The sequence below is a fragment of the Georgenia soli genome, from assembly GCF_002563695.1.
Classification (GTDB): Bacteria; Actinomycetota; Actinomycetes; order Actinomycetales; family Actinomycetaceae; genus Georgenia; species Georgenia soli.
Genome location: NZ_PDJI01000004.1, coordinates 2,119,414 through 2,132,140, shown reverse-complemented (window position 1 = coordinate 2,132,140; position 12,727 = coordinate 2,119,414). Strand labels below are relative to the sequence as shown.

At 74.9% G+C, this 12,727-nt stretch carries 14 protein-coding genes; 9 read left to right on the top strand and 5 right to left on the bottom strand.

The window, feature by feature from the left end; translation table 11 throughout:
- Positions 1 to 34: 34 nt before the first annotated feature.
- The gene (locus tag ATJ97_RS10935) at positions 35 to 628 is read right to left on the bottom strand and encodes a TetR/AcrR family transcriptional regulator (RefSeq protein ID WP_098483768.1); all 594 of its coding nucleotides are present in this window, start codon (positions 626 to 628) and stop codon (positions 35 to 37) included.
- An 80-nt stretch (positions 629 to 708) separates the two neighbouring features.
- Here ATJ97_RS10935 and ATJ97_RS10930 point away from each other — a divergent pair, with 80 nt between their 5' ends.
- From ATJ97_RS10930 to ATJ97_RS10910, 5 genes are all read left to right on the top strand, one after another.
- Positions 709 to 2,388: an ABC transporter substrate-binding protein gene (locus ATJ97_RS10930; protein ID WP_098483767.1), complete on the top strand. Its 1,680-nt coding sequence runs from the start codon at positions 709 to 711 to the stop codon at positions 2,386 to 2,388.
- Positions 2,389 to 2,401: 13 nt separating this feature from the next.
- A complete protein-coding gene (locus ATJ97_RS10925) occupies positions 2,402 to 3,391 on the top strand; it encodes an ABC transporter permease (protein WP_098483766.1) in 990 nt (329 codons plus the stop codon).
- Complete coding sequence (locus ATJ97_RS10920) at positions 3,388 to 4,254, top strand: ABC transporter permease (RefSeq protein WP_342746889.1); 867 nt, start codon at positions 3,388 to 3,390, stop codon at positions 4,252 to 4,254. Before ATJ97_RS10925 ends, ATJ97_RS10920 begins: the two co-directional genes overlap by 4 nt.
- Complete coding sequence (locus ATJ97_RS10915) at positions 4,251 to 5,810, top strand: ATP-binding cassette domain-containing protein (RefSeq protein ID WP_098483765.1); 1,560 nt, start codon at positions 4,251 to 4,253, stop codon at positions 5,808 to 5,810. Before ATJ97_RS10920 ends, ATJ97_RS10915 begins: the two co-directional genes overlap by 4 nt.
- A gap of 76 nt (positions 5,811 to 5,886) precedes the next feature.
- Positions 5,887 to 6,117 (top strand): hypothetical protein, encoded by a 231-nt coding sequence (locus ATJ97_RS10910; RefSeq protein WP_098483764.1) that lies wholly within the window; start codon positions 5,887 to 5,889, stop codon positions 6,115 to 6,117.
- A gap of 76 nt (positions 6,118 to 6,193) precedes the next feature.
- On the opposite strand, the gene ATJ97_RS10905 is transcribed toward ATJ97_RS10910, so the two are convergent.
- Entirely contained in the window at positions 6,194 to 7,273 is a 1,080-nt protein-coding gene (locus tag ATJ97_RS10905; RefSeq protein WP_170037386.1) for a medium chain dehydrogenase/reductase family protein, read from the bottom strand.
- Positions 7,274 to 7,375: 102 nt separating this feature from the next.
- On the opposite strand from ATJ97_RS10905, the gene ATJ97_RS10900 reads away from it, so the two are divergent.
- Positions 7,376 to 8,122, top strand: a complete 747-nt coding sequence (locus tag ATJ97_RS10900; RefSeq protein WP_098483763.1) for a hypothetical protein — start codon at positions 7,376 to 7,378, stop codon at positions 8,120 to 8,122.
- Between the two features lie 111 nt (positions 8,123 to 8,233).
- The gene (locus ATJ97_RS10895; RefSeq protein ID WP_098483762.1) at positions 8,234 to 8,575 is read left to right on the top strand and encodes a YciI family protein; all 342 of its coding nucleotides are present in this window, start codon (positions 8,234 to 8,236) and stop codon (positions 8,573 to 8,575) included.
- 14 nt (positions 8,576 to 8,589) lie between these two features.
- On the opposite strand, the gene ATJ97_RS10890 is transcribed toward ATJ97_RS10895, so the two are convergent.
- Complete coding sequence (locus ATJ97_RS10890) at positions 8,590 to 9,372, bottom strand: hypothetical protein (RefSeq protein WP_098483761.1); 783 nt, start codon at positions 9,370 to 9,372, stop codon at positions 8,590 to 8,592.
- 153 nt (positions 9,373 to 9,525) lie between these two features.
- On the opposite strand from ATJ97_RS10890, the gene ATJ97_RS10885 reads away from it, so the two are divergent.
- Both ATJ97_RS10885 and ATJ97_RS10880 read left to right on the top strand, forming a co-directional pair.
- On the top strand, positions 9,526 to 9,744 hold the full coding sequence (locus ATJ97_RS10885; protein WP_098483760.1) for a hypothetical protein: 219 nt from the start codon (positions 9,526 to 9,528) through the stop codon (positions 9,742 to 9,744).
- A 100-nt stretch (positions 9,745 to 9,844) separates the two neighbouring features.
- On the top strand, positions 9,845 to 10,501 hold the full coding sequence (locus tag ATJ97_RS10880) for a hypothetical protein (protein ID WP_098483759.1): 657 nt from the start codon (positions 9,845 to 9,847) through the stop codon (positions 10,499 to 10,501).
- A 30-nt stretch (positions 10,502 to 10,531) separates the two neighbouring features.
- Here the strand turns inward: ATJ97_RS10880 and ATJ97_RS10875 are convergent, their stop codons facing one another.
- Complete coding sequence (locus ATJ97_RS10875; RefSeq protein WP_245862388.1) at positions 10,532 to 11,878, bottom strand: acyl-CoA dehydrogenase family protein; 1,347 nt, start codon at positions 11,876 to 11,878, stop codon at positions 10,532 to 10,534.
- Positions 11,879 to 11,891: 13 nt separating this feature from the next.
- A complete protein-coding gene (locus ATJ97_RS10870; RefSeq protein WP_098483758.1) occupies positions 11,892 to 12,650 on the bottom strand; it encodes an SDR family NAD(P)-dependent oxidoreductase in 759 nt (252 codons plus the stop codon).
- Positions 12,651 to 12,727: the final 77 nt, after the last annotated feature.

Below are 12,727 nucleotides of genomic sequence, written 5' to 3'. Positions count from 1 at the left end.
ACACGGGGCGCCGGTACGAGGCGCCACGCGCGACTCAGCGGGTGAGCGGGCCGAGGGTGTCCAGCGCGCGGGCGAGGATGTCCGGGAACGGTTCGCGCGGCACGGCGGAGCGTGACCAGGCCCGCAGCGCGGCGAGGAAGGCGCCCGCGTGCGCCCTCCCGAGAACGTCGGCAGCGAGGTCCTCGGCTCCCCGACGGCGGAGGTGGGCGGCGATGATCTGGCCCGCGCGGCCCTGGCGGCGGGCGGCGGACTCCTCCAGCTCCTCGGTCACCCCCATCGGCTCGGCGTTCGCGAAGGCCAGGACGACCGTGCCGGGCTCCATCCCGGCGGCCAGCCGGAGCAGCGCGTCGCGGACCTCGGCCACGGCGGCGCGCGGCCCGTCGCCCCGGCCGGTCGCGGCCAGATCCGCGGCCAGGGCCTCCAGCGCGTCGTCGACCGACGTCCACAGCAGGTCGCTCTTGGTCGGGATGTAGTTGAAGAACGTGTTGCGGCTCACGCCCGCGCGCTGGGTGATGTCCGCCACGGACGTGGCGCCGTACCCCTTCTCGAGGAACAGCTCGCAGGCCGCTTCCTCCAGCATCTCGCGGGACGCAGATCGGGGCCGGCCCGCCCGGCGTCCTGTGCCCATACCGCGATCGTACGGTCCCCGGGGCTGGACGACGGGTTATTGTTGGTCCCCGCCCAACAATCGACCGAAGGTGCTGATCCATGGTCACCCGGCTCTTTGACCTGCCCACCCGACGTGGCCGGACGGCAGCGGGGGCGGCGGCGCTGACCCTTGCTCTCGCCGCCTGCAGCGGCGGCGGTGACGACACCGCGAGCGGCGAGGGCGAGCCGGTCGACGGCGGCACCCTCGTCTACGCCACCGGTGACGCCGAGCCCACCTGCCTGGACCCGCACGTGGGCGGCAACTACCCCCAGGCGCTCATCAGCACCCAGTACCTCGAGCCGCTCGTCGGCCGGGACGCGGACGGCGAGATCCAGCCCTGGCTCGCCACCGACTGGACGGTGCGCGACGACGGCCTGACGTGGGACCTCACCCTCGCCGAGGGGATCACCTTCACCGACGGCACCCCGCTGGACGCGGAGGCGGTCAAGGTCAACATCGAGCACCTCCAGGACCCGGACACCGCCTCGTCCACCGGCTGGCTCGCGGTGCAGAAGATCGCGGAGGTCGAACCGGTCGACGAGACCCACGTGCGCCTGCACCTGTCCGAGCCCGACTCCGCGCTGCTGGAGTCGCTGTCCATGCAGTGGACCGCGATGCAGTCGCCGGCGGGCATCGCGCGCGGCATGGAGGAGAACTGTGCCGCCCCGATCGGCACCGGTCCCTTCGTCGTCGCGGGCTGGGTGCCCCAGCAGCACGTCATCCTCGAGCGCAACGAGGACTACGCCACCCCCGGCCCCCAGACGGAGAACGACGGCCCCGCCCACCTCGAGCGGATCGAGTGGCGCTTCCTGCCCGACCCGGCCACCCGCTGGGCCGCGCTGCAGTCCGGCGAGGTGCACGTCATCGACAACCCCGAGCCGGAGGCCATCGTCGCGGCCGAGGCGGGCGGGGAGATCACCCACATCGACGCCCCGCGCCCCGGGTCGGTCAACCGGATCGAGCTCAACTCCGCGCAGGCCCCCTTCGACGACGTCCGCGTGCGTCAGGCGTTCGTCCACTCCGCCGACGTCGACCCCGGCATCGAGACCCTCTACCAGGGTGTGGCCACCCGCTCCCACTCCCCGCTCTCCAGCGTCGAGCCGATGGCCTACTCCGACCCCACGCTCTTCACCACCGACCTGGAGGAGGCGGAGCGGCTGCTCGACGAGGCCGGCTGGTCGCAGGTCGACGACGAGGGCTACCGCGTCCGCGACGGCGAGCGGCTCACCGTGCGCCTCCCGGTGAGCACGAACCAGTCCGTCGCCGCCGAGCAGGCGCTCTTCGAGCAGATCCAGGCCAACACCCGCCGGGTCGGCTTCGAGGTCGTCCTCACCCCGCTCGACCTGTCCGCCTGGTACGGCGCCCTCGCCGCGCCCGAGGACGGCGGCAAGAATGACTACGAGGCCGTCAGCGCCCCGTACACCAAGGTCGGCCCGGACGTGCTGCGGATCCTCTACCACTCCGACAGCACCGTGCCCGCGCCCAGCGGCTACTTCGCCAACCTCTCCCAGGTGACCGACCCCGAGCTCGACGCCCTCCTCGACGAGGCCGCCCGCAGCACCGACCCGGAGCGGCGCGCCGAGCTGTACACGGAGGTCCAGAAGCGAGTCCTCGAGGGGTACTACATCCTTCCCCTGTACGACCAGCAGAACCACTTCCTCGCCCGCGGGGTCACCGACGTCCGGACGCTCGGCACCGTGTCCACCCCGACCTTCGTCGACGCCCGCCTGACCTCCTGAGGGGACCTACCTCATGACCGTGCTGCGCTGGCTGCTGGGGCGCCTCGCCGCAGCGGCGCTCGTGGCGTGGGTGGTCGCCACCGTCGTGTTCTTCGCGCTGCGCGCGGCAGGGGGCGACCCCTCCGAGGCGATCCTCGGCGGACCCGGCTCCCAGGCGAGCGAGGAGGCGATGGCCCGCGTGCGGGCGGAGTACGCCCTCGACGAGCCGCTGGTGGTGCAGTACCTGCTCCAGCTCGCGCGCACCGTCACCTTCCAGCTCGGGGACTCCTACGCCCGACGCCGCCCCGTCGCCGAGCTCGTCGGCGACCAGCTCGGCGGCACCCTCGCCCTGGCGGCGCTCGGGCTCCTGCTCGCCTGGCTCCTCGCCCTCGCGGTGGCGACGGCGGCGGTCCGGGCCCGTGGCCGGGTGGCGCGCCGGGCCGTCGGCCTGCTGCGCGCCGGGGAGGTCGTCGCCTCGGTGACGCCGCACTTCTGGCTCGGGGCCGTGCTCATCGCCGTCGTCGCCGGCGGCGCGGGCTGGCTCCCGGCCACGAGCAGCGACAACTCGCTGCGCTCGCTCCTCCTGCCCGCGGTCACCCTGGCCGTGCCGGTGGCCGGTTTCCTGGGGCAGGTCATGCGCGACGGCCTCGAGGAGGCCCACACCGCGCCGTTCGCGACGACGGCACGCACCCGCGGCGCCTCGGAGGGCTGGGTCCTCTGGCGGCACTCCCTGCGCCACGCCGCCCTGCCGGCGATCGCGCTCAGCGGCTGGGCCTTCGGCTCGCTGCTCTCCGGCGCCGTCGTCGCCGAGACGCTCTTCGGGCGCCCGGGCCTCGGTCGGCTGCTCGTCGACGCCACCCACTCGCGCGACGTCCCCCTCGTCATCGGCGTGGTGCTCGTCATCGCCCTGGGGTACGTGGCCGTCATGACCGTCGCCGACGTGCTCGAGCGCGTCGTCGACCCGCGGCTGCGCGTCCGGGTCGAGGCCGTGCGGACCGCGCCCGCCGGCGAGGTGGTCGCGTGACGCCGGACCTCGCGCTCAACCGGCGACGGCGCGACGCGGTGCGGGAGGCCACCACCCGCTGGGCACGCACCCTGGGCCCGGGCGGTGCGGTGAGTGCCGCCGTCGTCGTCCTCGTCCTCCTCGCAGCGCTCTGGCCGACGCTCCTCGCCCCCGGCGACCCGACCGCCGTCGCCCCGGCGCAGGCCTACACCCCGCCCGGTCCCGGCGCCGTGCTCGGCACGGACGCCTCCGGGCGGGACGTCTACACCCGGGTGGTCCACGGGGCCGGCCAGTCCCTCGGCGTCGGGGCGGCGGCCACCGCGATCGGCCTCTCGCTCGGCGTCGTCCTCGGCTTCGGGGCCGCGCTCGGCCCGCGCCGGCTCGACGCCGTGCTCAGCCGGGTCGTCGAGGTGCTGTTCGCCCTGCCGAGCCTGGTGCTCGCGCTGCTGCTGGTGGCGGTGCTCGGCGCAGGCGTGGGGCCCTCGGTCCTTGCCGTCGGGCTGGCCACCGCGCCCGGCTACGCCCGCATCCTGCGGGCCCGGGCACAGGCCGTCGCGCAGGGCCCGTACGTCCAGGCCGCGCGGCTGGAGGGGATGTCCGCTCCCGTGGCGTTCGTGCGGCACGTGCTGCCCAACACGCTGTGGCCGCTCGTCGCCGTGGCGACCCTGGGGATCGGGCAGGCGATCGTGTGGGTCTCGGCCCTGAGCTACCTCGGCCTCGGTGCCCTGCCGCCGTCGCCCGAGTGGGGCGCCATGCTCAACGCCGGCCGGCTGCACATCACCACCGCCTGGTGGCTGACGGTCGCGCCGGGACTGGCCATCACGGTGACGGCGGCCGCGCTGACCTTCCTCGGCCGGCGCCTGGGCACGGTGGCACCCGCATGAGCGCCGTGCTGGACGTCGCCGGGCTGACCGTGAGCTTCCCCGGGGTCGGGGAGGTGCTGCGCGGGGTCGACCTGCGCCTGGAACCGGGGCGCTGCCTGGCCGTCGTCGGGGAGTCCGGCGCCGGGAAGTCCGTGCTGGCGCGCAGCGTCGTGGGCCTCGCCGGCGAGGGCGGGGCACCCGCGACGGTCGCGGCCGAGCGTTTCACGGTGGCAGGGCAGGACGTCACCCGCGCCGACCAGCGGCGGTGGCGCCGGCTGCGCGGGGAGCAGGTCGGCTTCGTGCTGCAGGACGCGCTGCAGTCCCTCGACCCCCTGCGGACGGTGGGCGCCGAGGTCGGCGAGTCGCTGAAGCTGCGCGGGGTCGGACTCCCCGAGCGGCGGCGCCGGGTGCTGGACGCCCTCGCCCGGGCCGGCCTGGACGAGCCGGAAACCCGCGCCGCGCAGCGCTCCGGCGAGCTGTCCGGCGGGATGCGGCAGCGCGCTCTCATTGCCTCGGCGATCGTCTCCGAGCCCTCGCTGCTGGTCGCCGACGAGCCGACCACCGCCCTGGACGCGACGGTGGCCCGCGGGGTGCTCGAGCTCCTCGGGCGGCTGCGCGACGCGGGGACGGCGGTGCTCCTGGTGAGCCACGATCTCGGCGCGGTGGCGCGGCTTGCCGACGACGTCGTCGTCCTCGACGGCGGTCGCGTCGTCGAGGCGGGGCCGGTCGGCGAGGTGCTGGGCGACCCCGCCCACGACGTCACCCGGGCGCTGCTGGCCGCCGTGCCGCGCGGGGCGCGCCGCCGTGCGCCGGTGCCGGCGAGCGAACCCGAGGTGCTGCGCGCCACCGGCCTGCACCGCCGGTACCGGCTGCCCGGCGGCCAGGCGGTGGACGCGCTGGACGGCGTCGACCTGGTCGTGCGCCGCGGGGAAGCGCTCGGAGTGGTGGGGGAGTCCGGGAGCGGGAAGTCGACGCTGGCGCGGATGCTCGTGGCCGCCGAGCGGCCGGATGCGGGGCGGGTGGAGCTGGCCGGGGAGCCGTGGAGCGAGCTGCCCGAGCGGCGGCGCCGGTACCGCCGTCACCTCGTCCGCCTCGTGCCCCAGGACCCGCTGGCCTCCTTCGACCCGCGGTGGAGCGCCGGACGGATCCTGCAGTCGGCGTTGCGGATCGCGGGCAGCAGCCGCACCCCGGCGCAGCTGCTGGAGCTCGTGCGGCTGCCGGCGTCGGTCCTGGGCCGGCGGCCACGGTCACTGTCGGGCGGCCAGCGTCAGCGGCTGGCCATCGCCCGAGCGCTGGCGGCGGAGCCGTCCGTCCTCGTGCTGGACGAGCCGGTCTCCGCACTCGACGTCACGGTCCAGGCCGCAATCCTCGACCTGCTCGTCGACCTGCAGGAGCGCACCGGGACCGCGCTGGTGGTCATCTCCCACGATCTTGCTGTCATCAGGAAGGTCTGCGAGACGGTCGCCGTCATGCACGACGGGCGGATCGTCGAGCACGGCCCGGTCGAGCAGGTGTGGCACAACGCGACCGCCCCCTTCACCCGTGCCCTGCTGGAGGCAGCGGCGAGCGACTCGTGAGCGTCTGGCCCTGGGAGCGTGCGGACCGGTGCGGTCGCCGAGTGGCGGCCGCGGTGATGCGGCCGCACGCTGAGTCATGGCTAAGCACACGCTGACGGTCGAGATCGACGCCGAGATCACCGACGAGGCCGCCCTGGTGGACTTCGTCCGATCGGAGACCCCGGAGGGATCGCTGTCCCCGGACGACATCCGGGAGGAGGACCGTGCGGCCTCGTCCGTCGTTGCGGGCGTCTCCAAGGTGCTCAAGGATCTGTCGGTCCCGGGGCTGACGATCCACGAGCCGAAGGTCACCGCCCGCGACGCCTGAGCCCGACGCGTGGGCCGGCTGTGCCCGCGGGACTGGGCCCCCAGGCGCTGACGCCGCGGAGCAGAGGGTGCCTCGGTCAGGTGTCCGGCACGAGCACGATCTTGCCCCTGGTCGCCGTGCTCTCGAGCAGCTCGTGGGCGTGGCGGGCCTTCCCGAGCGGCAGGCGCTCCGCCACCACCGGGCGGATCTGACCGCGGCGCAGCAGGTCCACCAGCACCAGGAGGTCCTTGCGGAACCAGTCAGGTCGGCGCGGGCCGCCGCCGACGAGTCGCGCCGGACGGCGCCCGGCCACCGGCAGCAGCTGACGGGAGTCCCTCAGCCGCTGGATCCGGTAGACCAGCACCTGCCGGTGCGGCGAGAGCAGCCCCAGCAGCGCAACGGCCGCCGTCATCCCGTACCACTCGAACCAGCCGCGCCAGCTCTTCCGCCCGCCCGCCATGGTGGCGTAGTGCCCGTACAGGACGAGCCGACCGCCCCGCCGCAGCGTGCGGAAGGAGCGCAGGGAGATCCCGCCGCCGAACCCGTCGAGCGCGACGTCCACGCCGTCGTCCGTCAGCTCGCGCACCCGGACCACGAAGTCCTCGTTCCGGTAGTCGATCGCCGCGGCTCCGTACTTCTCCACGGCGCCGCGGTCGCGGGCCGACGCGGTGCCGATGAGACGCAGACCTGCCAGCGCCCCGAGCTCCCGGACGGCGGTGCCGACCCTGCCGGCGGCACCGTGGACGAGGACGGACTCGCCCGGCCGCACCCGGGCCGCGCGGTGCAGCAGCTGGTACGCCTTGGTGTAGGTGAGGACCAGGCTCACCACCTCGGCGGGGTCGAGGTCTGCCGGCACCTCGACCGCCTCCGCCTCCGGCACGCAGACACGTTCCGCGTACGCGCCGTAGGCCGTCAGCGCCGCGATCCGGTCCCCGGGCCGCAACCGGGAGCACCCGGCACCCAGCTCCTCGACGACGCCCACGAGCTCGTAGCCCGGTGTGAAGGGTGGCCTCGGCACACCGAGGTACGTGCCCGCACGCAGCAGGGCGTCGGTGAAGGAGACGCCCGCGGCCAGGACCCGGACGAGGACCTCGCCAGCACCCGGCCGGGGCTCCTTGCCCTCCACCGTGCGCAGCACCTCAGGACCGCCGAAGCGGTCGACCACGACCCGCCGCATGCTCCAATGCCAACGCCGAGCGTGCCCTCGGTCGAGGGACCTTCGTCCCCGGGGAGAACGGTGACGGGCCGGGCTTTCGCCGCCCGGCACTAGGCTCGTGCCGTGGACCAGTTCTGGCAGTTCGTCGGCTCGTTCTGGTGGCTGATCTTCCCGCTCGGCGGTGTCATCGGCGGCGGCATCAAGGGCCTGCAGGAGTGGGACGAGCGGCGCCGTCGGGACAAGATCGAGCTCGCCCGGATCAAGTACGGCCAGGCGACCCAGGCACCGCCGGCTCCCCGGCCCGCTGCCTTCGGCAGGATCACCGACGCGGACGTCCAGCGCCTGCTCGCCGAGCACGACGAGGTGAGGCGTCGCTGGCTCAGCTACGAGCTCAACGTCGCGAAGCTCATCGACTACCCGATGATGAGCGACATGCGCGAGCCGCTCACGGTCGAGTTCCACCGGGCGAGGCGCAACGCGGACGGTCTGCGGCCCGCGAACCCGAAGGACCTCCGGGACGCCGACCGTTTCGTCGCCTACCGCACCGCGGTGCAGGACCTCGCCGTCGCGTTCGACGTGGCGGAGCGGGAGGCCCGCCGGCGCCGCACCTCGGACTTCACCGACACGGAGCGGGAGGTCCTGGGCCGTGCCAAGCACCTCATCGCCCTGGCCGAGGACCGCGGTGCCTCCCGAGAGGAGCGCCAGACGGCCTACCGGCGTGCCATGCGCGAGCTCGAGGGCCTCATCGTCGTGCCCGAGGAGGCGACCGAGGCGCTCGAGCAGCGCATCGCCGGCCAGCTGCCCGGTGCCCCGGGCGCACGAAGCCCGGAGAACGACGAGCGCGGCGGGCGCGAGACGCCGCACGCGTAGGCGTCGTCAACGGCCCGTCGGCCGAAGACCTCTCCACAAAGTCGGTGCGCCACGCACCGGCCTCGACGATGATGAGGCCGACCGCTGCTGCGCGAACAGGGAGTCGGCTCGATGACGAAGTACCTGATCTCCTTCCCGAGCGAAGCCATAGACGTCCCCGAGGGGGAGCTGCAGGCGGTCGCGGACGCCGCGCACGCGGTCGCGCAGGACGCGAAGGACGCCGGGGTCTGGGTGTTCGGTGGCGGCATCGACGAGAGCGTGCCGCCCGTCGTCGTCGATGCCGACGGGACCGTGACCGAGGGAACGTACCCGCAGACGAGCCAGATCGAGGGCGGTTACACGGTGCTGGAGCTGCCCTCCTACGAGGCGGCGCTCGAGTGGGCCGCGAAGTTCGCGCACGCCTGCCGGTGTGCGCAGGAGGTCCGCGCGTTCGGGCACGACCCCGCCAGCTGAGCCGCCGAAGCCCGTCAGGCCCCGGCACCCGAGCGGCGGGGGAGCCGGGGCCGTCTGTGCGCCGGGACCAGGGTCGCGGCGACGGTGCACGCGCCGACCGCGACGACGGCGCACCGGAAGAAGCCCGACAACGGCGACGAGTCGTGCGACGCCCACAGCGTCAGCGTGATGAAGAACTCTGCGAGGGGATGCGTCGCCACCATCGCCAGCCAGAACACCGCGAGGAGCCTGCCGTCCGGGTCGAACCCTGCTGCGGCGCGGCGCCAGGACAGCACGGCGAGGCCGACCGGCACCAGGGGAACGAGCAAGATCAGCGCGGCCACCGCACCGGGCGGACCCACGTCGACCGGCTTCCCGGCCAGCCCGCTCTGCAGCGTCGGCACCCCGGCGGCCAGCCACGTGGCGCCGATGGCGGCACCGCCGGCCACGGTGGGCAACGAGACGGACCACCGGTCCACCACGGAGAGGGAGACGAGCAGGACCGCAACCCCGAGCGCCATGAGGCTCAGCCCCTCCCGCTGCGCGGCGTCGGCGATCGGCACCCAGGGCTCGGTGGGGAAGGTGTAGTCGTACAGGTGGTTCTGGAGCGCCACGCAGCCGCCGGCGCCGTCCTCCGGCAGCCCGGCCACCGGCGGTTCCCCGCCCACGAAGCACACCGACCACCGCGACCACGCCGCCTGGATGCCCAGCACGGCCGAGGCAAGGAGCGTCACGACCGCCGCCACACGGACCGAGACCGCCACGCGTCGTCGCCGCAGCGTCCGCTGCGCCGTGAGGGTCGGGGCACCCGGCACCATCGCCGCTCCTTCCGCCGCTGAAGGAGCCCCCATGGTGCCCGGTCCCGTGGCTCTCCGCCGGCGAACGGGCAGTCGGAGCGGGCCCGTTCCCCGCCCGGGGTCGCCGCTACGCCTGCCGGAGCGAGGAGGGCGTGGTGGTGGACCTTGCCGGCGATGGTCTTCTCCCTGGGCGCCGTCATGGTCGGTGCCGGCACGACCTTCGACGGGTGGCAGGAGTCGCGCAACGACTGCAGGCAGCTCTTCTGCGACGCGGGCCTCTACCTCGGCCCCGTCGTCCTCGGCTGGTTCATGCTCGTCGCGGCGGCCGTCGCCTACCAGGCGAGGCTGCTCCGGGGTGCCCGGGGGCCCGAGGCGCTCGCAGCCCCCGGCTGAACCGGCGCCTCGAGGTGCGCGTGGAGTCCGGCCCGGCCGGAGGGCCGACGGCGTAGCGGCCCCCGCGCCGTGCCCCGGGTCCGCTCGTTACCGTGAGCGGATGCGTCCCCGATCGCCCGGTCCCCGCCGCACCCGCCAGCGCTTCGCCGGCAGCATCACCGGCCTGGGTACCCGCGAGGGCACTCGCGCCGTCGTCGGGCACTGGCCGGTCTCGCCGTTCGGCGCCTTCGCGGACGTCATGCTCGAGCGCGCGGACGGCCACCGTGTGCTCCTCGCCCCGGACGACGACGTCGCCGAGTTCGTCTCCGCCACCTACGTCTTCGACGAGGTCGTGACCACGTCGGTCACCGTGACCGCCGACGGCGACCGGCGGGCCGTCCGGGCCGGTCCCCTCGACCTGTGGTTCGTCGTCGGCGGACGGACGGCGCTCGGACACCTGCTCCGGGCCGTCCCCGGCCCGCTGGCCGAGAGCCCCGGCTGGGCCCGGCTGACCGACCCCCTGGCCGCGGCGGTGCTGCCCGGTGTGCGCACCGTGGGGACCGCGGGCGGCGGGCGGCGCGAGTGGTACGCCGCCCGGGACTTCCGGCGGGTGGCCGCCGCGCGGCTCCGCTGGGACGGCACCGAGCTCGGCGACCTCCGCCCCGTCGACCCGCCCGCCCGCTTCGGTTTCAGCTCCACGCCCGCCGGTCCCAGCCACGTGACGGTGGTCAGCACCGTGGAGGTGGAGGCGGCCGCTCCGCCGTCGTCCCTCGGGTGAGGGCGCCGGTCCCACGACGCCGACAACCGGTCAGACGAACGCCGACACCCCCGTCAGGGCCCGGCCCACGATGAGCTGGTTGATCTCCTGCGTCCCCTCGTAGGTGTACATGGCCTCCGCGTCGCCGAAGAGTTTGGCCATCTCGTAGTCGGTGGTCATGCCGTTGCCGCCGAGCAGGTTCCGGCCGAGCGCCACGGTCTCCCGGGCCTGGGCGGTGCAGGTGGCCTTGACCATCGCGGCGTGCGCCATCTCCAGCGTCCCGGCGTCCTGCAGCCGCGCCACCTGCACCATGAGCGCGAGCGAGGAGGCGGCGTTGCCGGCCATCCGGGCGAGGGACTGCTGCACCAGCTGGAACCCGGCCAGCGGCCGGCCGAACTGCTGGCGCTCGCGCACGTAGGACCGGGCGACCTCCAGCGCCGCGAGCTGCAGCCCCACCGCCTGCCAGCCGACCCAGGCGCGGGAGTGGCGCAGCACCGTGTTGACGGCGCCGAACCCCACCGCGCCGGGCAGGCGGCTGCTCTCGGGCACGCGGACGCCGTCGAGCGTGACGTCGGCGTTCTGCATGATGCGCAGCCCAATCTTGTTCCTGATCGGGACGGCGGCGAAGCCGGGAAGGTCGGTCCCGACGACGAACGCCCGGACCGTCCCGTCGGCGACGTCGCGCGCCCAGACGATCGCGAACTCGGCCACCGTGGCCAGTCCGATCCACCGCTTGGCGCCGTCGAGGACCCAGTCGGTGCCGTCGCGCCGCGCCGTCGTGGTCAGCCCGCGGGCGACGTCGGAGCCGTGCTCCGGCTCGGTGAGCGCGAACGCACCGAGGCTGCGCATGGCGGCCAGCCGGGGGAGCAGGGCGCGGCGCTGCTCCGGGGAGCCGAGCGCGTCGACCACCCCGACGACGAGCTCGTTGTGGACGCCCAGTACGGTCGACATCGACAGGTCCGCGCGGGCGACCTCCGCGTGGACGAGCCCGCGGAACAGGGCACTGGTGCCCTCGAGCTGGAGCGCGCCGAGCCCGGCGTCGGCCAGGACGGCGAGGAGGTCCGGGGCGAACTCCTCGCGGTTCCACGGGTCGACCGACTGACGGCGCAAGAGTGTCTGGGCCAGGTGGTGGACGTCGGCGAGACGGGCCCGCTCGTGCTGGTCGAGGAGCCCGGCGGCGCCGAGCAGGTCCAGCTCCGCGAACCCGCCGTGGGCAGGCGACGGTGGTGCCGATCTCACGGCGGCCGGCGACGCGGCGGGTGTGGACGTGGTGGCCGGTGAGGGGGCGGCGGTGGGCGCCGGCGCGGGGGAGGGTGGCGTGGGCGGCTCCATGGGCACGGCGGCCGGTGCCGGCGCGGACGGGGAGGCGGCGGGGACGCGGGGCAGCGTGTCGGTCATGTCCTCGCCCCCCTCAGCGCGGCGCCATGCGCAGGGCGCCGTCCATGCGGACGGTCTCGCCGTTGAGGTAGTCGTGGTCGACGATCGCGAGCACGAGCTTCGCGTACTCCTCGGGCCGCGCCAGCCGCTGCGGGAAAGGCACGCCGGCGGCCAGCCGGGCGCGGAACTCCTCGTCGATCTGCCCCATCATCGGGGTGTCGACGATGCCCGGCGCGATGGTGCACACCCGGATGCCGTGCTGGGCGAGGTCGCGGGCGGCGGGCAGGGTCAGCCCGACCACCCCGCCCTTCGAGGCGGCGTACGCCACCTGGCCCACCTGCCCCTCGAAGGCGGCCACGGACGCGGTGTTGACGATGACGCCGCGCTGCCCGTCGCCGTCGGGCTCGGTGGCGGCGATCCGCTCCGCGGCAAGGGCGAGGAGGTGGAACGTGCCCACCAAATTGACACCCACGACCTTGGCGAACAGCGCCGGGTCGTGCACGCCCTGCCTGCCGAGCAGTCGCGCGCCCGGCGCGATGCCCGCGCAGCTGACGGCGATCCGCAGCGGCGCCGGTCCCTCCGCCGCGGTGGCGACGGCGGCGCGCAGCTGGTCGTGGTCCGTGACGTCGGCGGCGAGGTACTCCACGCCGTCGTGCCGGGTCGCCCGCTCGAGGGCGGCGGGCAGGTCGACGGCGAAGACGGCGGCTCCGCCGTCGGCCAGTGCCGTGACGGTGGCCGCCCCCAGGCCGGAGGCGCCGCCCGTGACGACGGCGGCAGTGCCGGAAAGTTCCATCCGTGAAGCTCCTTCGCTCACGTGCCGGGGATCACCCCGCACGCCGGTCAGAAACACGGCGTCGGGGCGGGAGCTGG

Excerpts from the sequence above, each read along its gene's own strand:
- ATJ97_RS10935 (WP_098483768.1), bottom strand. The coding sequence starts at position 628 with ATGGGCACAGGACGCCGGGCGGGCCGGCCCCGATCTGCGTCCCGCGAG.
- ATJ97_RS10930 (WP_098483767.1), top strand. The coding sequence starts at position 709 with ATGGTCACCCGGCTCTTTGACCTGCCCACCCGACGTGGCCGGACGGCA.
- ATJ97_RS10925 (WP_098483766.1), top strand. The coding sequence starts at position 2,402 with ATGACCGTGCTGCGCTGGCTGCTGGGGCGCCTCGCCGCAGCGGCGCTC.
- ATJ97_RS10915 (WP_098483765.1), top strand. The coding sequence starts at position 4,251 with ATGAGCGCCGTGCTGGACGTCGCCGGGCTGACCGTGAGCTTCCCCGGG.
- ATJ97_RS10910 (WP_098483764.1), top strand. The coding sequence starts at position 5,887 with ATGGCTAAGCACACGCTGACGGTCGAGATCGACGCCGAGATCACCGAC.
- ATJ97_RS10905 (WP_170037386.1), bottom strand. The coding sequence starts at position 7,273 with ATGCGGCGGGTCGTGGTCGACCGCTTCGGCGGTCCTGAGGTGCTGCGC.
- ATJ97_RS10895 (WP_098483762.1), top strand. The coding sequence starts at position 8,234 with ATGACGAAGTACCTGATCTCCTTCCCGAGCGAAGCCATAGACGTCCCC.
- ATJ97_RS10890 (WP_098483761.1), bottom strand. The coding sequence starts at position 9,372 with ATGGTGCCGGGTGCCCCGACCCTCACGGCGCAGCGGACGCTGCGGCGA.
- ATJ97_RS10885 (WP_098483760.1), top strand. The coding sequence starts at position 9,526 with ATGGTCTTCTCCCTGGGCGCCGTCATGGTCGGTGCCGGCACGACCTTC.
- ATJ97_RS10880 (WP_098483759.1), top strand. The coding sequence starts at position 9,845 with ATGCGTCCCCGATCGCCCGGTCCCCGCCGCACCCGCCAGCGCTTCGCC.
- ATJ97_RS10875 (WP_245862388.1), bottom strand. The coding sequence starts at position 11,878 with ATGACCGACACGCTGCCCCGCGTCCCCGCCGCCTCCCCGTCCGCGCCG.
- ATJ97_RS10870 (WP_098483758.1), bottom strand. The coding sequence starts at position 12,650 with ATGGAACTTTCCGGCACTGCCGCCGTCGTCACGGGCGGCGCCTCCGGC.